The organism is Streptomyces sp. NPDC002181 (assembly GCF_042890485.1).
Taxonomy (GTDB): Bacteria; Actinomycetota; Actinomycetes; order Streptomycetales; family Streptomycetaceae; genus Streptomyces.
Genome location: NZ_JBIASC010000008.1, coordinates 24128 through 42078 on the forward strand (window position 1 = coordinate 24128; position 17951 = coordinate 42078).

The window sequence follows — 17951 nt, forward strand, 5'->3', positions numbered from 1 at the left end:
TTCATTAGACTGGCTTCACCACGACATCCCGTGGTGCATCCCGTTGCGCGTTCTTGTGGGCGGGTATGTATGGAAGTGCCCCGAAAAATCCCCTGAGCCAAGGACCGTGATCGACGATGAAGGTCGGCATCCCCCGCGAGGTCAAGAACAACGAGTTCCGGGTCGCCATCACGCCCGCCGGCGTGCATGAGCTGGTCCGCAACGGCCACCAGGTCTTCGTCGAGCAGAACGCCGGTGTCGGCTCCTCGATCACGGACGCCGAGTACGTCTCGGCCGGCGCCGAGATCCTCGGTACGGCGGACGAGGTCTGGGCGACCGCCGACCTCCTGCTGAAGGTCAAGGAGCCCATCGCCGAGGAGTACCACCGCCTCCGCAAGGACCAGACCCTCTTCACCTACCTGCACCTCGCGGCCTCCCGCGAGTGCACGGACGCCCTCCTGGAGTCCGGCACCACCGCCATCGCGTACGAGACGGTCGAGCTCGCGAACCGCGCGCTCCCGCTGCTCGCCCCGATGTCCGAGGTCGCGGGCCGCCTGGCCCCGCAGGTCGGCGCCTACCACCTGATGCGCTCGGCCGGCGGCCGCGGCGTGCTCCCCGGCGGCGTCCCCGGTACCCACGCCGGCGAGTGCGTGGTCATCGGCGGCGGCGTCTCCGGCTGGAACGCCGCGCAGATCGCCATCGGCATGGGCTTCCACGTGACCCTGCTCGACCGCGACATCAACAAGCTCCGCGAGGCCGACAAGATCTTCGGCACGAAGATCAAGACGATCGTCTCCAACGCCTTCGAGCTGGAGAAGGCCGTCGTCGAGGCCGACCTCGTCATCGGTGCCGTGCTCATCCCGGGTGCGAAGGCCCCGAAGCTGGTCACCAACGAGCTCGTCGCCAAGATGAAGCCCGGAAGTGTCCTTGTCGACATTGCGATCGACCAGGGCGGCTGCTTCGAGGACTCCCGTCCGACCACCCACGCCGAGCCGACCTTCCAGGTCCACAACTCGGTCTTCTACTGCGTCGCCAACATGCCGGGCGCGGTGCCGAACACCTCCACCTACGCGCTGACCAACGCCACGCTGCCCTACATCGTGCAGCTCGCGAACCTCGGCTGGGCCGAGGCGCTGCGCCGTGACCCCGCGCTCGCGCTGGGCCTCAACACCCATGACGGCCAGGTCGTTTACGGTCCGGTCGCCGAGGCGCACGGCCTGCCGACCCTTGAGCTGAGCACGCTGCTCGGCTGATCGGTCAGACCCCGTCAACGACTGACGTCAATCTCACGTATCCGGCCGGACCTTGCCCCCAAGGTCCGGCCGGAGGCGTATGCGGGGTGCGCACGGGCACGGCTCAACTCGCCTCGAACGTAACCCTTTAACCCTTTCGCACACCTGCGAAACTTCCCGGCGACGGCCCGGACGCCCTTGACAGAGTGGTGTTCGCTTGCCGACACATCGTTGCCGGTCCGACGGATTGTGTTGCCGCTGAGTGGTGACACGCCATAGAGTCGCCAACCGTCGGCATGGTGCCACGCTGACCTATCGATAAGTGTCCTGGTCACGTCCGAGGAGGTAAGACGACTTGTGAATGAGTCGACATTTGCTCCCGGAGGTGGTCGAGCGGGGACGCCAGACCGGGGCCAAGGATCCGGCGGGCTCGAAGCGGTCGGCTCCGTCGCGGTCCGCACCTTCGCAAACCACCAGCACATGACGACGCCCCAAAAGAGCATGGACGGCCTAGACGTGAACTCCAGGGCCGGCGACCTGAGCGGCGAAAAGCCCGTGGGTTTCGCCGACTACGAAAACGTGCCCGAAGGGCACTTCTACGACCCGGACGCGGAGTACGAGCCCGACCCCGAGTACGCGGCCACCCTCGCCCCCGACGCTGCCCGTCAGCGCCGGGAGCGGATCGGCCCGACCGGACGGCCGCTGCCGTACTTCCCCATCCCGGGTCCGCTGACCGACCACGGTCCGGCGAAGATCATCGCGATGTGCAACCAGAAGGGCGGCGTGGGCAAGACCACGTCGACCATCAACCTGGGTGCCGCGCTCGCCGAGTACGGGCGCCGCGTGCTGCTCGTCGACTTCGACCCGCAGGGCGCGCTGTCCGTGGGCCTCGGCGTGAACCCGATGGAACTCGACCTGACGGTCTACAACCTGCTCATGGAGCGGGGGATGTCGGCCGACGAGGTGCTGCTCAAGACCGCGGTTCCGAACATGGACCTGCTGCCGAGCAACATCGACCTGTCGGCCGCCGAAGTGCAGTTGGTCAGCGAGGTCGCGAGAGAGTCGACGCTGCAGCGGGCGCTCAAGCCGCTGATGGCCGACTACGACTACATCGTGATCGACTGTCAGCCCTCGCTCGGCCTGCTGACCGTGAACGCCCTGACGGCGGCTCACAAGGTCATCGTGCCGCTGGAGTGCGAGTTCTTCGCACTGCGCGGAGTGGCACTGCTGACCGAGACCATCGAGAAGGTGCAGGAGCGGCTCAACCCGGAGCTGGAGCTCGACGGCATCCTCGCCACGATGTACGACTCCCGTACGGTGCACAGCCGCGAGGTGCTGGCGCGCGTCGTCGAGGCCTTCGACGACCACGTCTACCACACGGTCATCGGCCGTACGGTGCGCTTCCCGGAGACCACCGTCGCCGGTGAGCCCATCACCACGTACGCCTCCAACTCCGTCGGGGCCGCCGCCTATCGCCAGCTGGCCAGGGAGGTGCTCGCCCGGTGTCACGCCGAGTGAGTCTGCCCGGAGCCGACGAACTGTTCCGTACGACCGGTGGGATGGCGCTCCAGGCGTCCTCGCCGAGGCGCGGCCCGGAGGAGTCGACCGCCGGGGAGCACGCGGCGGCGTCGGCCGAGGGCACGGCGGGCGAGGGCCGCAGCCGGGAGGCGACGGCGGCCGGGCCGGAATCGGTGGTCGCACCCCGGCGCCCGCAGGAAGGTTCTGTCAGCCCGGAGCCCCGGCGGGGCAAGGGCCAGGGCCGCGGGGCGAACCGCCGGCCCAGCGGGCGCGAACGGCACGACGAGAAGATCACGGTCTACGTCTCCGCCGAGGAGCTCATGGATCTGGAGCACGCGCGGCTGGTGCTGCGCGGCGAGCACGGCCTGGCCGTGGACCGCGGCCGCATCGTCCGCGAGGCGGTGGCGGTCGTGCTCGCGGACCTGGAATCCCGCGGCGACGCGAGCATCCTGGTCCGCAGACTCCGCGGCCGCTGACCGCCTGACCGGCGGCGGGGGTGCCGGGCGCATGGCCTTTGGCGGTGCCGGGGCGGTGCCCGCCGGTTGCGCCGGGCGCATGGCCTTTGGCGGTGCCGGGGCGCGGGTCGGCGGTTGCCGGTTGTGGCGGGTGATGGCGGTGGCTCCGGTCGGGCGGTGTGGGTGGAGTGCGGGGCGTGATTCCGCGGGCAGGCCCGAAGCCGCCCCTGCCTGCCGGGCCTGATGCCGGACGCGGCCTGCGAGTCGTCTTCCCCGCCTCTTACGACGCCCTGTCCGTCGTCCCGTCCCGTGGGCCCGCCCTGCGACGCGTCGTTTGCGGTCGCTTGTGACGGTGGCTGATGCCGACCTGGCGGGGATCTCGGGCCGGTGGACCCTCCTGCCCGTGGTGACCGGTGGCACAGGCGGCAGGAGGGCCCGTGACGGGCGGTCGGAAGACGGGGAGGGCGGGCGCCGGGCCTGCCTTGACCGCGTCCCGGTGCGGATTTCCCGCCCCCGATCGCGCGTCTCCTGCCCCCGCCTCCGCCGGCCGACCTTCCGACTCGGCCCCGGTGGCAGCCGCCCCCGCCTCCGCCGGCCGACTTCACGCTTCCGCCCCGGCGTCTTCCGCCGCCCCCGCTGCCCCGGTCGTCGACCTCGCCCCCGGCGGCAGCCGGCCCGCTGCGCCGGTTGACCTTCCGATTCCGCCACCCCGCCGCTTCCGTCCCCCGGGCGGGTCCGGGGGAGGGAGGCGGGCCGGGCGTGGCAGCCTTGGGGCTGGCTCCGGCCGACCCACACCGCTTCCGTACCGCCTTGGACCCCGATGCCCCTTCCCGCCGATCCCGGCCGCCCCGCCCGCCGCAGTCTCGGGCGCGGGCCCGGTGCCCGGGCCGAGTCCGAGCCCCGAGACGCTCACGTGCCCCCTGAGGGGTCCGCGGCGGGCGGACCGGGCGAGGAGCCCGACCTGCCCCCCGAGGCCGCTGACGCGCCCGCTGAGCCCCGTACGCCCCCCGAGGTGGCCCGGGAGGCCGCCGAGGGGGCCGGAGCGGCCGAAGGGGCCCCGGAGGCGCCTCGCGAGGCTCCTGTGGCCTCCGGGGCGGCGGGGGGCGGTTCCGGCGAGGCCGGCGGGCGGTTCACGCTGCGGCTGGCCAACTTCGAGGGGCCCTTCGACCTGCTGCTCCAGCTGATCTCCCGGCACAAGCTCGACGTCACCGAGGTCGCCCTCTCCAAGGTCACCGACGAGTTCATGGCGCACATCCGCGCCATGGGGCCCGACTGGGACCTCGACCAGACCACCGAGTTCCTCGTGGTCGCCGCGACCCTGCTCGACCTCAAGGCCGCCCGGCTGCTGCCCGCCGCCGAGGTCGAGGACGAGGCCGACCTCGCCCTCCTGGAGGCCCGCGACCTGCTCTTCGCGCGGCTGCTCCAGTACCGCGCGTACAAACAGATCGCCGAGATCTTCGAGCGGCGGGCCGAGAGCGAGGGCCGCCGCTACCCGCGCACCGTCGGCCTGGAGGACCACCACGCCGAGCTCCTGCCCGAGGTCGTCATCAGCATCGGCGCCGAGGGGTTCGCCCGGCTGGCGGTCAAGGCCATGCAGCCCAGGGCCAAGCCCCAGGTGTACGTCGACCACATCCACGCCCCGCTCGTCAGCGTGCGGGAGCAGGCCGCTCTCGTGGTCGCTCTGCTCAAGGCGCGCGGCGAGGCCACCTTCCAGGAGCTCACGGAGGACGCCGGGGACACCCTCACCGTCGTCGCGCGCTTCCTGGCCCTGCTGGAGCTCTACCGCGAGAAGGCGGTGGTCCTCGACCAGGAGGAGGCCCTGAAGACACTGACCGTCCGCTGGAGCGGCGGGGACGGCGACGGGATGCCGACCGTCACCGACGAGTTCGACCGGATCGTGGAGGTCAAGGAATGAGCGACGTGGCCGGGCTCGCGCTGAAGCCCGCCCTGGAGGCCGTCCTCATGGTCGTGGACGAGCCCGCGACCGAGGCGCACCTCGCCAAGGTGCTGGACCGCGCCCCGCGCGAGGTCGCGGACGCCCTGCGCGAGCTGGCGGACGAGTACACCGTCCAGGGGCGCGGCTTCGAGCTGCGGCTCGTCGCCGGCGGCTGGCGCTTCTACACCCGGGCGGAGTACTCGGCCGCCGTCGAGCGCTTCGTACTGGACGGCCAGCAGGCCCGGCTGACCCAGGCGGCGCTGGAGACCCTGGCGGTGGTCGCGTACCGCCAGCCGGTGAGCCGATCGCGGGTCTCGGCGGTCCGCGGAGTGAACTGTGACGGGGTCATGCGGACCCTGCTCCAGCGGGGTCTGGTGGCCGAGGCGGGCACGGAACCCGAAACAGGTGCGATCCTGTACAGGACGACGAACTACTTTCTGGAGCGGATGGGCCTGCGCGGCCTGGACGAGCTCCCGGAGCTCGCGCCCTTCCTCCCCGAGGCGGACGCGATCGAAGCCGATACGCAAGAGGGTGTTCCGTCGTTCGATCCGGATGCACCGGATACCGATGAAGACGACAAGACGACGGAACTTTGATGCGAAGCAGCGGCAACGGCAACGGTGGCGGCAACAGGAACAGCGGCGGCGGTGGCGGCGGCGGGCGTGGTAACTCCCGCGGCGGCAGCTCCAGCGGCGGCGGTGGTGGCTACCGCGGTGGCGGCTCCGGCGGTGGCAGCGGCTCGGGAGGCGGCTCCCGCGGCGGCAGCTCGGGCGGTGGCTACCAGGGTGGCTCCCGCGGTGGCAGCTCGGGCGGTGGCTACCAGGGTGGCTCCCGCGGTGGCAGCTCGGGCGGTGGCTACCAGGGCGGTTCCCGCGGCGGCAGCTCCGGCGGTGGCTACCAGGGCGGCTCCCGCGGTGGCAGCTCCGGCGGCGGCTACCAGGGCGGCGGCTCCGACCGCGACCGCGAGCCCGCGCCCCGCATCCGCAACCCCCGCCCCGAGGAGCGCCGCTACGACGTCGGCCCCGAGGGCGAGCGCAACGGCCGCGGCGGTGCCAAGGCCGGTGGCGGCGGTGCCCGCGGCGCGGCCGACGGCAACCGCGGCGGTGCCCGCGGTGACGCGGCGCGCGGTGGCGCCAAGGGCGGTCCCCGCACCTCCAAGACCCCCGGCATCGGCGGGGCCGGCGGCCCGCGCCGCGGCCCCGGCAGCCGCAGCGGCCAGTCCCGTCCCCGCGAGCTGGACGCGCGGATCGAGGAGCGCGTGCGCGACCGGTACGCCGACAAGCCCGTGATCAAGACCCCGAAGACCTTCCCGGGCGCCGAGGAGGAAGGCGAGCGCCTGCAGAAGGTGCTCGCCCGTGCCGGCATGGGTTCGCGCCGCGCGTGCGAGGAGCTCATCGAGCAGGCCCGCGTCGAGGTCAACGGCGAGATCGTGCTGGAGCAGGGCAAGCGCGTCCAGCCGAAGGACGAGATCAAGGTGGACGGCCTGACGGTCGCCACCCAGTCGTACCTGTTCTTCGCCCTGAACAAGCCCGCCGGCGTCGTCTCCACCATGGAGGACCCGGACGGCCGCCAGTGCCTCGGCGACTACGTCACCAACCGTGAGACCCGGCTCTTCCACGTCGGCCGGCTCGACACGGAGACCGAGGGCATCATCCTCCTCACCAACCACGGTGAGCTGGCCCATCGCCTCACGCACCCGAAGTACGGCGTGAAGAAGACGTACGTCGCCGCGATCACCGGCCCGCTGCCGCGCGACATCGGCAAGAAGCTCAAGGACGGCATCGAGCTGGAGGACGGGTACGCCCGCGCCGACCACTTCCGCGTCGTCGACCAGGTCGGCAAGAACTACCTGGTCGAGGTGACCCTCCACGAGGGCCGCAAGCACATCGTCCGCCGCATGCTGGCCGAGGCCGGCTTCCCGGTCGAGAAGCTGGTCCGGACCTCCTTCGGCCCGATCGAGCTGGGAGACCAGAAGTCCGGCTGGCTGCGCCGCCTGACCAACACCGAGGTCGGCATGCTCATGCGCGAGGTCGGTCTGTAACCCCTTGCCCACCGGCTGGGAGAAGCCCGCAGTGCCCACGTGGCACTGCGGGCTTTTCGCTTGTCAGGGACCCGCCCCCCTGTTTATAGTCAACATGACTATTAAAGAACGAGGGGGTCGGGCGTCATGAGCTGGACCGAAATCCTGGGCTTCGCCACCGGAGCCCTGTGCGTCTGGCTCGTCGCCCGGCAGCACGTGGCGAACTGGCCCATCGGCATCGCCAACAACGTCTTCTTCATCGTGCTCTTCGCCCGGTCCGGCCTGTACGCCGACGCCGGGCTCCAGATCGTCTTCATCGCCCTCGCCGCGTACGGCTGGTGGTCCTGGACCCACGGGGGTGGACCAGGAACCGCCGAGGCCCTGCCGGTGCGCCGCACCACGCGCACCGAATGGGCCGTGCTGGCCGCGGCGGGGGCGGTGGGGGTGCTCGGGCTCACGCTCCTGCTGGGCCGGGTCACCGACTCCACCGTCCCGTTCTGGGACGCGCTGACCACCGGGCTCTCGCTCATGGCCACGTACGGCCAGTGCCGCAAGCTGGTCGAGTCCTGGTGGCTGTGGATCGCCGCCGACCTCGTCTACATCCCGCTCTACGCCTACAAGGGGCTGTACCTGACCTCGGCCCTGTACGCGGGCTTCCTCGCGCTCTGCGTGGTCGGCCTGCTCGGCTGGCGGCGCACGCTCCCGGCGGGCGGCTCCCGCACGGCGGTTTCGGGGGCCGCGGCATGAGCGCCGCCAAGCGCCACGCCCACGGGCTGGTCCTCGGCAAGTTCTACCCGCCGCACGCCGGCCACCACCATCTGGTGCGCACCGCCCAGGAGCGGTGCGAGCGGCTGACCGTGCTGGTGTGCGCGGCCTCCGTGGAGTCGGTGCCGCTCGCCGACCGCGTGGCGTGGATGCGCGAGGCGCACCCGGGGGCGGAGGTCGTCGGAGCGGTCGACGACATCCCGGTCGACCTGCACGACCCGGCGGTCTGGGAGGCGCACATGGCGGTCTTCCGGGGCGCGGTGCCGGAGCGCGTCGACGCCGTGTTCACGTCGGAGGAGTACGGGGCGGAGCTCGCCCGGCGATTCGGGGCCGAGGAGGTCTGCGTGGACCCGCGGCGCGCCCGCTATCCCGTCTCGGGCACGGCGGTACGGGCGGACCCCGCCGGGAACTGGGAGTTCCTGGGACCGGGCGTACGGGCGGCCCTGACCCGGCGGATCGTCGTGCTCGGCGCCGAATCGACCGGTACGACGACCCTGTCGCGGGCGCTCGCCGCGCACTACCGGGCGCGCGGCGGGGTGTGGGCCGCGACGGGCTGGGTCGCCGAGTACGGGCGCACGTACAGCGAGGAGAAGCTGGCGGCGGCGCGGGCGGCGGACCCGTCGGCCACCTGGGAGGCCGTGTCCTTCACGTCCGAGGAGTTCCCGGTGATCGCGCGGCGGCAGGACGCGGAGGAGGAGCGGGCGGCCCGGGCGGGTTCACCGGTGCTGATCTGCGACACCGACTCCTTCGCGACCGGCATCTGGCACGAGCGCTACACGGGCGCCCGCAGCGAGGAGGTCGAGAAGATCGCCGCGCTGACGCACCGGGACCTCTACCTGCTGACGGACCACGCGGACGTGCCGTTCGAGGACGACGGGCTGCGCGACGGCGAGCACCTGAGGCCGTGGATGACGGACCGGTTCCGCGCGGAACTCACCGGCACCGGCAGGCGCTTCCTGGTCGTGCGCGGCGACCGCGAGGCGCGGCTGGCGCAGGCCGTCGAAGCCGTCGACGCGCTGCTCGCCGGCGGCTGGCAGTTCGCGGACCCGCTGCCGGAGCACCGATGACCGCGGCGGCCTACGACCCGCGGGCGTTCGAGCCGTTCGCGGTGACGGTGGACCTGGCGGTGTTCACCGTCCGGGGCGGGGCGCTGCACGTCCTGCTGATCCGGCGCGGGCAGGACCCGTACGAGGGGGCCTGGGCGCTGCCCGGCGGCTTCGTCCTGCCGAGGGAGTCCGCGGAGACCGCGGCCCGCCGGGAACTGGCCGAGGAGACCGGCCTGTCGCGGACGGTCGTCGCCGCGCTGCACCTGGAGCAGCTGCGCACGTACAGCGATCCGGACCGCGATCCGCGGATGCGGGTGGTCTCGGTGGCCTTCACCGCACTGGTCCCGGACATGCCGGAGCCGGCGGCGGAGGGCGGCGGGGACGCGGACCGGGCGCGCTGGGTGCCGGTGGGGGAGGCGGCCGGTCTGGCCTTCGACCATGCGCTGATCCTGGCGGACGCCCGCTCCCGGGTGGGCGCGAAACTGGAGTACACCTGCCTGGCCACGGGGTTCTGCCCGCCCGAATTCACCCTCGGGGAGCTCCAGTCCGTCTACGAGACCGTCTGGGGCACCGCCCTGGACCGGCCCAACTTCCGCCGCAAGGTGCTGGCGACGCCCGGCTTCGTCGAGGCCGTGCCGGGCGCGGCCCGCCTGACCGGAGGACGCGGGAAGCCGGCCGCGCTGTACCGGGCGGGCCCGGCGACCGCCCTGCACCCGCCCCTGCTCCGCCCCACGGAAGGACACGCGAAGTGACACCCGACATGACCCCGGCCCCGAAGAAGCGGGCGGCGACCGGAGCCCTCCTCGGCCTCGCCCTGGGCGACGCGCTGGGCTTTCCCACCGAGTTCAACGACGTCCCGTCGATCCTGGCGAAGACCGGACCGTGGCGCGAGATGCGGCTGCCGAGCCCGGCGATCGTCACGGACGACACCCAGATGACGCTGGCCCTGGCACGCGGCATACGGACGGCGGCGGAGCGCGGGCGCGTGGGCCCGCTGAGCCTGACCCGCCCGGTCCGGGAGGAGTTCGTCGACTGGTACCACTCCCCGGAGAACAACAGGGCTCCGGGCAACACCTGCCTGCGGGCGTGCCACCTCCTCGACGCACCGGACCGGGACTGGCGCGACGCCAGCCAGATCGGCTCGAAGGGCTGCGGGGCGAACATGCGCGTGGTCCCGGTGGGCCTGGTCCCCGGCTGGACGGAGGAGGAACGCGCCGGCGCGGCCCAGCTCCAGTCGGCCCTCACCCACGGCCACCCGACGGCCCTCGCGGCCTCCGACCTGACGGCGCGGGCGGTCCACCTCCTCGCGCGGGGCACGGAGGTGACGGGCCTGGTCGGGCAACTGCGCTCGTACGCCCTCGACAACCGCACGCGCTACCACGAGCGCTGGCTGGGCGACCTCTGGATGCGCACGGCCTCGGACGCGGGCCCGGAGTCCTTCATGGCCCGGGGCTGGGACGACTGTCTCGCCGTCCTGGACCGCCTGGCGGCGGCCCTGCGGACCCCCTCCCCGGAAACGGACCCGTGCCTGACGACGGGCGACGGCTGGATCGCGGAGGAGGCCCTCGCCACGGCCCTCCAGTGCTTCCTGCTCTTCCCGGAGGAGCCCCTGACGGCCCTGCGCCGCGCGGCCTGCACCAAGGGCGACTCGGACTCGATCGCCTGCCTGGCCGGCGCCTTCGCGGGCGCCCACCTCGGCGCCGAGGTCTGGCCCCGCGACTGGGAGGGCCGCATCGAGTACCGGGACGAACTCCTGGCCTTCGGCGCCCTCTGGGATGCTTGATCCATGCTGGACGCACTGAGCATCGACCTGACCCCCGTGGTGGCGGAGCAGCCCGACCCGCTGCTCTTCGCCACGGTGTCGGGCGCCCACCTGTACGGCTTCCCCTCCCGGGACTCGGACATCGACCTGCGCGGGGCCCACCTGCTCCCGGCGCAGGACCTCCTGGGGCTGCGCGAGCCGGAGGAGACCCGCACCCGCATGTGGGACCGGGACGGGGTGGAGATGGACCTCGTCACGCACGACCTGCGCAAGTTCGTCCGCCTGATGCTCAACCGCAACGGCTACGTCCTGGAGCAGGTGCTCTCCCCCCTCGTGGTCCACACGACGGCGGCGCACGAGGAACTGATCGCACTGGCCCCGGGCGTGCTGACCTCCCACCACGCGCACCACTACCGCGGGTTCGCGGGCACCCAGTGGCGGCTCTTCGAGAAGGCCGCCGAGCTCAAGCCGCTGCTCTACGCGTTCAGGGCGCTGCTCACCGGCATCCACCTGATGCGGTCGGCCGAGGTGCAGGCGCACCTGCCGACCCTGCTGGCCGAGGTGCCCGAGGCGCCCCCGTACCTCGCCTCGCTCATCGAGGCCAAGGTCGCCGCCGAGCACGGGGGTTACGAGGGCCCGGCCCCGGACCGCGTACGGCAGGACTTCGAGGCGCTGCACGCGGTGCTGGAGACGGCCCGGGCGGGCTCCGCCCTTCCCGAGCACGGGTCGGCGTACGACGCCCTCGACGCGTTCGTCGTCCGGCGGCGGACCCTACGCGGCTGACGTGCGCCGGGCGCGCAGGAGGAAGTCCTCCACGCGGGCCCGGTCCGGTTCCGGGGGGAGGGGCGTGGTGGCCAAGGCCTTCTCCGACTCCTCCTGGAGGCGGGTCATCCAGGCGTCCACCTCCGGCCAGGTCAGCTCGCCGCGCTTGACCGCGAGGAGACGGTCGCGGTGCCCGGCGGCGTCGATCGTCAGGCGGCCCGTGCGCAGGAGGTCGCGGCAGGACAGGAGCAGTCGCAGCAGGTGCATGGCGTGCTTCCAGCGCGGGGCCCCGTGGACGCGGACGTCCGCGAGGAGTTTGGCGTGCTGGGAGATGGCGTAGCGGGTGAAGGTGGTGTGCGCGCGGCGGGACAGGAAGGCCCCCCGCAGGGAGAGGAGTTCCTCGCCCTGCGGGGTCAGCCGTTCCACCAGCGGGGAGTGCAGGCACTCCAGGATGTTCGGGTTGGCGCGCAGGGCGAGTTCGCAGAAGCGCTCCAGCTCCCAGGAGAACTCCTCCTCCCGCGGTCCCTCCACGTGCGTCGGCGGCTTCTCGAAGCGCCAGAAGAGCGGAGTCGGGGCGAGGTAGACGCCGCGCCGGTCGGTGTCGCTCGCCTCCGTCGCCAGGCCGAACGCCCGCGACCCCATCACGCACGCGTAGATCGTGTGGTCGCGTACGAGGGTGAGGGCTTCCGGGGGCGTCGTCTGCTCGTTCATCCCGGGAGCGTAGGCCGGGACGGGCGGGCTACGCGAGCGAGATCTCGCCGTCCGGGGCCACCGTGATCTGCTTCTCCGCCAGCGGGCGCGTCGCCGGGCCGTGGGTCACCGCGCCGTCGGTGATCTGGAACTTGCTGCCGTGGCAGGGGCAGTCGATGGTGCCGTCCACCACCTTGTTCACCAGGCAGCCCTGGTGCGTGCACACGGCCGTGAAGCAGCGGAAGGACCCGGCCGTGGGCTGGGTGACCACCAGCTTCTCGTCCTTGAGGATCGTGCCGCCGCCCACCGGTACCGCGGAGGACTTCAGGAGCGCCTTGCCCGTTGCCGGCGCGGGGGAGGACGGGGAGGACGGGGCCGCGGCCTGCGGGGTGGAGGGGCTGCCCGGTTCGCTCCGGGGGCCCTTGTCCTCGCCGCCGCACGCGGTGAGCGTGCCGCCGGCCAGCGCGACGGCCGCTCCTGCCGCCAGTACCGTGCGGCGTGCCGTCGGCGTGGGGTCGCTCATGGTGTGCTCCTCGATCGGGTCGCTCCGGGATGGCGAGCAGCATCCTGGCGCCTGCCGGGCCCCAGGAGAAGCCCCCGCGCCGCCCGGTTCAGGAGCCCCGCTCCCACGGGACGAGTTCCGCCGGGGAGCCCGGCGTGCGCACGACCTCCCAGACGCGGACCACGGCCGCCCGGTCCAACGGGCCGTGGACGTGCGGGTAGCGGCCGCCCGATGCGCCCTCGCGGCGGACTTCCGAGGTCAGGGCCCGCTCGTCGAGCTCGACGGCCAGCAGTGGACCCGGTGCCTCGCGGTAGTGCGCGTCCGCGATCGCGAGCACGGTCGGGCGGTCCGCCGAACAGTGCACGAAGCCCTCCGAGTCGAGGGAGGCGGGGGCGTACGGGAGCTCGGGCGCGGCGGTCCAGTCGGCGAGCGGCACGATGTGGAAGATCATGCGGATCGTTCTACCCCAGCGCCCGCCGTACGGTTGCACCAAGTGGCGGAATGGGGTGGATCGGGTGACATTGTCCGTGTCTCGCACCCTCTCGAAAGGCATGGACGATGACGGGTAACGACCTCGGGTCCCTTCTGGGCGGCCTCCTCGGAGGCGGCGGAGGCGGCGGAGGCGGCGGAGGCGGCGGCCAGGCGGGCGGCGGCGGGAACGTCCTCGGCGCGCTGCTCGGCGCCCTCATGGGCGGCGGCGCCTCCGGCACCCAGGCCGCCGGAGGCAACCCGCTCGGCGGGCTGATGGACATGCTCGCCAAGTCCGGACTCGCCGACCAGGCGCAGTCCTGGATCGGCACGGGAGACAACGAACCCGTCAGCGGCGCCCAGATCACCGAGGCGCTGCCGGACGACACCCTGCGGGAGGTCGCGCAACAGACGGGCATCAGCCCCGAGGAGGCGGCCGACCAGATCGCGCGGTCCCTGCCGCAGGCCGTCGACAAGCTGAGCCCGGGCGGCTCGATCCCCGGCGGGTCGATCGAGGACATCATCCGGCAGCAGAACCTCTAGGAGCGTCGTACGCAAAGCAGCGCCGAGGGTCCGGCCGCCGTCCCACATGACGGGCTGCCGGGCCCTCGCGCCGTGTGCGCTGGCTACTCTGGGCCTGACTTGCCGTTACCCGTCACCCACCCGTCGTCACCCGCATCCCTGGAGCGCCCCCGTGAGAACCGCCGTCGTCATCGGAACCGGACTGATCGGCACCTCCGCGGCCCTCGCCCTGACCGCCCGCGGGATCACCGTCCACCTCGCCGACCACGACCCCGCCCAGGCCCGTACGGCCGCCGCCCTCGGCGCCGGCACCGACGAGGCCCCCGAGGGCCAGGTCGACCTCGCGATCGTGGCCGTACCGCCGGCCCACGTGGCCGCGACGCTGGCCGAGGCGATCGGCCGCGGCGTGGCCCGGGCGTACGTGGACGTGGCCAGCGTCAAGGGCGGCCCCCGCCGGGAGCTCACGGCCCTCGGGGCGGACGTCACGACGTACATCGGGACCCACCCGATGGCCGGCAAGGAGCGCTCGGGCCCGCTCGCCGCGACGGCCGACCTCTTCGAGGGCCGGCCCTGGGTGCTGACCCCGACCCGGGACACCGACCACGAGGTGCTCAACCTGGCGCTGGAGCTGGTGGCCCTGTGCAAGGCCGTACCGGTGGTCATGGACGCCGACGCGCACGACCGGGCGGTCGCACTCGTCTCGCACACCCCGCAGCTCGTGTCCAGCATGGTCGCGGCGCGCCTGGAAGAGGCCGACGAGACGGCGGTGCGGCTGTGCGGGCAGGGGATCCGGGACGTGACCCGGATCGCCGCCTCCGATCCCCGGATGTGGGTGGAGATCCTCTCGGCGAACCCGGGCCCGGTGGCCGACGTCCTCGCCGGGATCGCCTCCGACCTGGAGGCCACGGTCGACGCGCTGCGCGGGCTCCAGTCGGCGGACGTCGAGAAGCGGCGCGGCGGCGCGGCCGGCATCGAGGACGTCCTGAAGCGGGGCAACGCGGGCCGGGTCCGGGTACCGGGAAAGCACGGCGCGGCGCCCGTCGCGTACGAGACGGTCGCCGTGCTGATCAGCGACCAGCCGGGCGAGCTCGCGCGGATCTTCGCCGACGCCGGGCGGGCCGGGGTCAACATCGAGGACGTACGGATCGAGCACGCCACGGGCCAGCAAGCCGGTCTGGTCCAGCTCATGGTCGACCCGAGGTCCGCCGCCTCCCTCACGGCGGAGCTGCGCGAACGCGGCTGGGCCCTGCGCCAGCAGTAGTCCCGGAAGCGGCCGGGAGCCCCTTCTCCGCGGTACTCCCCGGTACTGGGCGGCGCCCGTGCCCGGGGCCGGTAACCTTGGGGAGGGGCGCTTTGGCGCGCCCGGACACGTACGCGCAACCAGGAAGGTGCCCGCACCGTGGAAACCGCAGCTCCGTCCGCCGTGATCGTCGCCATCGACGGTCCCTCCGGCACGGGCAAGTCCAGCACCTCCAAGGCCGTGGCCGCCAAGCTCGGGCTGCGCTACCTGGACACCGGTGCCCAGTACCGGGCCATCACCTGGTGGATGATCACCAACGGGATCGACACCGACGACCCGCACGCGATCGCCGTGGCGGCCGGCAAGCCGGGCATCGTCTCCGGGACGGACCCGGCCGCGCCGACCATCACGGTCGACGGCCTGGACGCCTCCGGCCCGATCCGCACCCAGGAGGTCACCTCCAAGGTCAGCGCCGTCAGCGCCGTCCCCGAGGTGCGCACCCTGATCACCGAGCTCCAGCGCTCCATCGCCGCCTCGGCGGAGGGCGGGATCGTCGTCGAGGGACGGGACATCGGCACCACCGTCCTGCCCGACGCCGACCTCAAGATCTTCCTGACCGCGTCCCCCGAGGCCCGCGCCGCGCGCCGCAGCGGTGAGCTGCGCGGCAAGGAGGCCACGGACCTCGCGGCCACCAGGGAAGCCCTGATCAAGCGCGACGCCGCCGACTCCGGCCGCAAGACCTCCCCGCTGGCCAAGGCCGGCGACGCCGTGGAGGTCGACACCACCGAGCTCACGCTCGGCCAGGTGATCGAGTGCGTCGTCACGCTCGTGGAAGAGAAGCGGGCGGGGCGCAAGTGAGCGGTACGCCCTCCCTCAAGGGTGCGGCGCTCGGCCGGCGGATCGGCATCGGCCTCATGTACGGGCTGTGGAAGCCGCGCGTACTGGGCGCCTGGCGCGTCCCCGCCTCGGGGCCTGTCATCCTTGCCGTGAACCACGCGCACAACATCGACGGACCGATGGTCATGGGCACCGCCCCGCGGCCGCTGCACTTCCTCATCAAGAAGGAGGCGTACGTCGGCCCGCTCGGCCCGTTCCTGGACGGGATCGGCCAGGTCAAGGTCGACCGTACGGGCGTGGACCGGGGCGCGATCGGCAAGGCGCTCGCGGTGCTCGAAGGCGGCGGAGCCCTGGGGATCTTCCCCGAGGGCACGCGCGGCGAGGGTGACTTCGCCTCGCTGCGCGCCGGACTCGCGTACTTCGCGGTCCGCAGCGGCGCGCCCGTCGTGCCCGTGGCCGTGCTCGGGAGCACCGAGCGCCAGGGGCGGCTGGTCCGCGGACTGCCGCCGTTCAAGAGCAGGGTCGACGTCGTCTTCGGATCGGCGTTCGACGCGGGCGACGGCACCGGCCGCCGCACCCGTACGGCCCTGGACGAGGCCACCCTGCGCATCCAGAGCAGGCTGACCGCCCACCTGTCCGACGCCAAGCGCCTCACCGGGCGCTGAGCGAGACTTGACCCAGTAGTGGTGCCCGCGCTGCGCGGGTGCCACCGACCACCACGAACGACGAGGAACGGACTTCATGAACGACCAGCACGACCACGGAGCGCTCGGCGATGCCGAGTACGCGGAGTTCATGGAGCTCGCCGCGGAGGAAGGCTTCGACGTAGACGACGTCGAGGGCGCGATCGCGGAGGCGGGCCACGGGCCGCTGCCCGTGCTCGCCGTCGTCGGCCGCCCCAACGTCGGCAAGTCGACCCTGGTGAACCGCATCATCGGCCGCCGCGAGGCGGTCGTCGAGGACAAGCCGGGCGTCACCCGCGACCGCGTCACGTACGAGGCCGAGTGGGCCGGCCGCCGGTTCAAGGTCGTCGACACCGGCGGCTGGGAGCAGGACGTCCTCGGCATCGACGCCGCCGTCGCCGCCCAGGCCGAGTACGCCATCGAGACCGCCGACGCGGTCGTCTTCGTCGTCGACGCCAAGGTCGGCGCCACCGACAGCGACGAGGCCGTCGTCAAGCTGCTGCGCCGGGCCGGCAAGCCCGTCGTCCTGTGCGCGAACAAGGTCGACGGCCAGAGCGGCGAGTCCGACGCGGCCTCCCTGTGGTCCCTGGGCCTCGGCCAGCCGCACCCGGTCTCCTCGCTGCACGGACGCGGTACGGGCGACATGCTCGACGCCGTCCTGGAGGCGCTGCCCGAGGCGCCCGAGCAGACCTTCGGCGGCACCCCGGTGGGCGGCCCCCGGCGCATCGCGCTCATCGGCCGTCCGAACGTCGGCAAGTCCTCGCTGCTCAACAAGGTCGCGAAGGAGGACCGTGTCGTCGTCAACGAGCTGGCCGGCACCACCCGCGACCCGGTCGACGAGCTGATCGAGCTCGGCGGCGTCACCTGGAAGTTCGTGGACACCGCGGGCATCCGCAAGAAGGTGCACCTCCAGCAGGGCGCCGACTACTACGCCTCCCTGCGCACGGCCGCCGCCGTCGAGAAGGCGGAGGTCGCGGTCATCCTGATCGACACCACCGAGACGATCAGCGTCCAGGACCAGCGCATCATCACGATGGCCGTCGACGCCGGGCGCGCGATCGTGATCGCGTACAACAAGTGGGACGAGCTCGACGAGGAGCGCCGCTACTACCTCGAACGCGAGATCGAGACCGAGATGCAGCAGGTCTCCTGGGCCCCGCGCGTCAACGTCTCCGCGCTGACCGGCCGCCACATGGAGAAGCTGGTCCCGGCGATCGAGACGGCCCTCGCGGGCTGGGAGACGCGCGTCCCGACCGGCCGGCTGAACGCCTTCCTCGGCGAGGTCGTCGCGGCCCACCCGCACCCGATCCGCGGCGGCAAGCAGCCCCGCATCCTGTTCGGCACCCAGGCGGGGAGCAAGCCGCCGCGGTTCGTCCTCTTCGCCTCCGGCTTCCTGGAGCACGGCTACCGGCGCTTCATCGAGCGCCGCCTGCGCGAGGAGTTCGGCTTCGAGGGGACCCCGATCCACATCTCCGTGCGGGTGCGCGAGAAGCGCGGCGCACAGTACAAGAAGAAGTAGGAGCGGGAGAACCGG

Annotated in this window: 19 protein-coding genes; 16 read left to right on the top strand and 3 right to left on the bottom strand. The window is 72.8% G+C overall.

The features are described from left to right. Nucleotides 1–116: 116 nt before the first annotated feature. From ald to ACFYXV_RS20390, 11 genes are all read left to right on the top strand, one after another. Nucleotides 117–1232, top strand: a complete 1116-nt coding sequence (gene ald, locus ACFYXV_RS20340) for an alanine dehydrogenase (protein ID WP_385474044.1) — start codon at nucleotides 117–119, stop codon at nucleotides 1230–1232. Nucleotides 1233–1691: 459 nt separating this feature from the next. Next, nucleotides 1692–2729, top strand: coding sequence for a ParA family protein (locus ACFYXV_RS20345; protein WP_229340921.1), 1038 nt, complete (start codon nucleotides 1692–1694; stop codon nucleotides 2727–2729). Next, nucleotides 2714–3205, top strand: coding sequence for a hypothetical protein (locus tag ACFYXV_RS20350; RefSeq protein WP_389383679.1), 492 nt, complete (start codon nucleotides 2714–2716; stop codon nucleotides 3203–3205). The genes ACFYXV_RS20345 and ACFYXV_RS20350 overlap by 16 nt, the downstream gene beginning before the upstream one ends. Before the next feature lie 799 nt (nucleotides 3206–4004). Then, nucleotides 4005–5099 carry a segregation and condensation protein A gene (locus ACFYXV_RS20355; RefSeq protein ID WP_389383680.1) on the top strand — a complete coding sequence of 365 codons (1095 nt, stop codon included), beginning with the start codon at nucleotides 4005–4007 and terminating at the stop codon, nucleotides 5097–5099. After that, nucleotides 5096–5716 carry an SMC-Scp complex subunit ScpB gene (gene scpB / locus ACFYXV_RS20360; RefSeq protein WP_366102354.1) on the top strand — a complete coding sequence of 207 codons (621 nt, stop codon included), beginning with the start codon at nucleotides 5096–5098 and terminating at the stop codon, nucleotides 5714–5716. The genes ACFYXV_RS20355 and scpB overlap by 4 nt, the downstream gene beginning before the upstream one ends. Next, the gene (locus ACFYXV_RS20365; protein ID WP_389383681.1) at nucleotides 5716–7161 is read left to right on the top strand and encodes a pseudouridine synthase; all 1446 of its coding nucleotides are present in this window, start codon (nucleotides 5716–5718) and stop codon (nucleotides 7159–7161) included. Before scpB ends, ACFYXV_RS20365 begins: the two co-directional genes overlap by 1 nt. 126 nt (nucleotides 7162–7287) lie before the next feature. Then, on the top strand, nucleotides 7288–7887 hold the full coding sequence (gene pnuC, locus ACFYXV_RS20370) for a nicotinamide riboside transporter PnuC (RefSeq protein WP_385474053.1): 600 nt from the start codon (nucleotides 7288–7290) through the stop codon (nucleotides 7885–7887). Next, entirely contained in the window at nucleotides 7884–8972 is a 1089-nt protein-coding gene (locus tag ACFYXV_RS20375) for an AAA family ATPase (protein ID WP_389383682.1), read from the top strand. The genes pnuC and ACFYXV_RS20375 overlap by 4 nt, the downstream gene beginning before the upstream one ends. Further along, a complete protein-coding gene (locus ACFYXV_RS20380) occupies nucleotides 8969–9703 on the top strand; it encodes an NUDIX domain-containing protein (protein WP_389383683.1) in 735 nt (244 codons plus the stop codon). The genes ACFYXV_RS20375 and ACFYXV_RS20380 overlap by 4 nt, the downstream gene beginning before the upstream one ends. A gap of 8 nt (nucleotides 9704–9711) precedes the next feature. Then, the gene (locus ACFYXV_RS20385) at nucleotides 9712–10734 is read left to right on the top strand and encodes an ADP-ribosylglycohydrolase family protein (RefSeq protein ID WP_385474079.1); all 1023 of its coding nucleotides are present in this window, start codon (nucleotides 9712–9714) and stop codon (nucleotides 10732–10734) included. Between the two features lie 3 nt (nucleotides 10735–10737). Then, nucleotides 10738–11496, top strand: a complete 759-nt coding sequence (locus ACFYXV_RS20390; RefSeq protein WP_389383684.1) for a DNA polymerase beta superfamily protein — start codon at nucleotides 10738–10740, stop codon at nucleotides 11494–11496. Here ACFYXV_RS20390 and ACFYXV_RS20395 read toward each other — a convergent pair. From ACFYXV_RS20395 to ACFYXV_RS20405, 3 genes are all read right to left on the bottom strand, one after another. Beyond that, the gene (locus tag ACFYXV_RS20395) at nucleotides 11485–12186 is read right to left on the bottom strand and encodes a DNA polymerase beta superfamily protein (protein ID WP_389383685.1); all 702 of its coding nucleotides are present in this window, start codon (nucleotides 12184–12186) and stop codon (nucleotides 11485–11487) included. The genes ACFYXV_RS20390 and ACFYXV_RS20395 overlap by 12 nt on opposite strands. 28 nt (nucleotides 12187–12214) lie before the next feature. Next, nucleotides 12215–12688 carry a Rieske (2Fe-2S) protein gene (locus ACFYXV_RS20400; protein ID WP_385474063.1) on the bottom strand — a complete coding sequence of 158 codons (474 nt, stop codon included), beginning with the start codon at nucleotides 12686–12688 and terminating at the stop codon, nucleotides 12215–12217. Between the two features lie 88 nt (nucleotides 12689–12776). Further along, complete coding sequence (locus tag ACFYXV_RS20405) at nucleotides 12777–13118, bottom strand: DUF952 domain-containing protein (RefSeq protein WP_389383686.1); 342 nt, start codon at nucleotides 13116–13118, stop codon at nucleotides 12777–12779. Nucleotides 13119–13225: 107 nt separating this feature from the next. On the opposite strand from ACFYXV_RS20405, the gene ACFYXV_RS20410 reads away from it, so the two are divergent. From ACFYXV_RS20410 to der, 5 genes are all read left to right on the top strand, one after another. After that, nucleotides 13226–13678 carry a YidB family protein gene (locus ACFYXV_RS20410; RefSeq protein ID WP_385474065.1) on the top strand — a complete coding sequence of 151 codons (453 nt, stop codon included), beginning with the start codon at nucleotides 13226–13228 and terminating at the stop codon, nucleotides 13676–13678. A 151-nt stretch (nucleotides 13679–13829) separates the two neighbouring features. Next, nucleotides 13830–14918: a prephenate dehydrogenase gene (locus tag ACFYXV_RS20415; RefSeq protein ID WP_389383687.1), complete on the top strand. Its 1089-nt coding sequence runs from the start codon at nucleotides 13830–13832 to the stop codon at nucleotides 14916–14918. Between the two features lie 138 nt (nucleotides 14919–15056). Continuing rightward, entirely contained in the window at nucleotides 15057–15755 is a 699-nt protein-coding gene (gene cmk, locus ACFYXV_RS20420; protein ID WP_385474069.1) for a (d)CMP kinase, read from the top strand. A gap of 56 nt (nucleotides 15756–15811) precedes the next feature. After that, nucleotides 15812–16399, top strand: coding sequence for a lysophospholipid acyltransferase family protein (locus tag ACFYXV_RS20425; RefSeq protein WP_383349294.1), 588 nt, complete (start codon nucleotides 15812–15814; stop codon nucleotides 16397–16399). Nucleotides 16400–16475: 76 nt separating this feature from the next. Beyond that, on the top strand, nucleotides 16476–17936 hold the full coding sequence (gene der / locus ACFYXV_RS20430; protein WP_385474071.1) for a ribosome biogenesis GTPase Der: 1461 nt from the start codon (nucleotides 16476–16478) through the stop codon (nucleotides 17934–17936). Nucleotides 17937–17951: the final 15 nt, after the last annotated feature.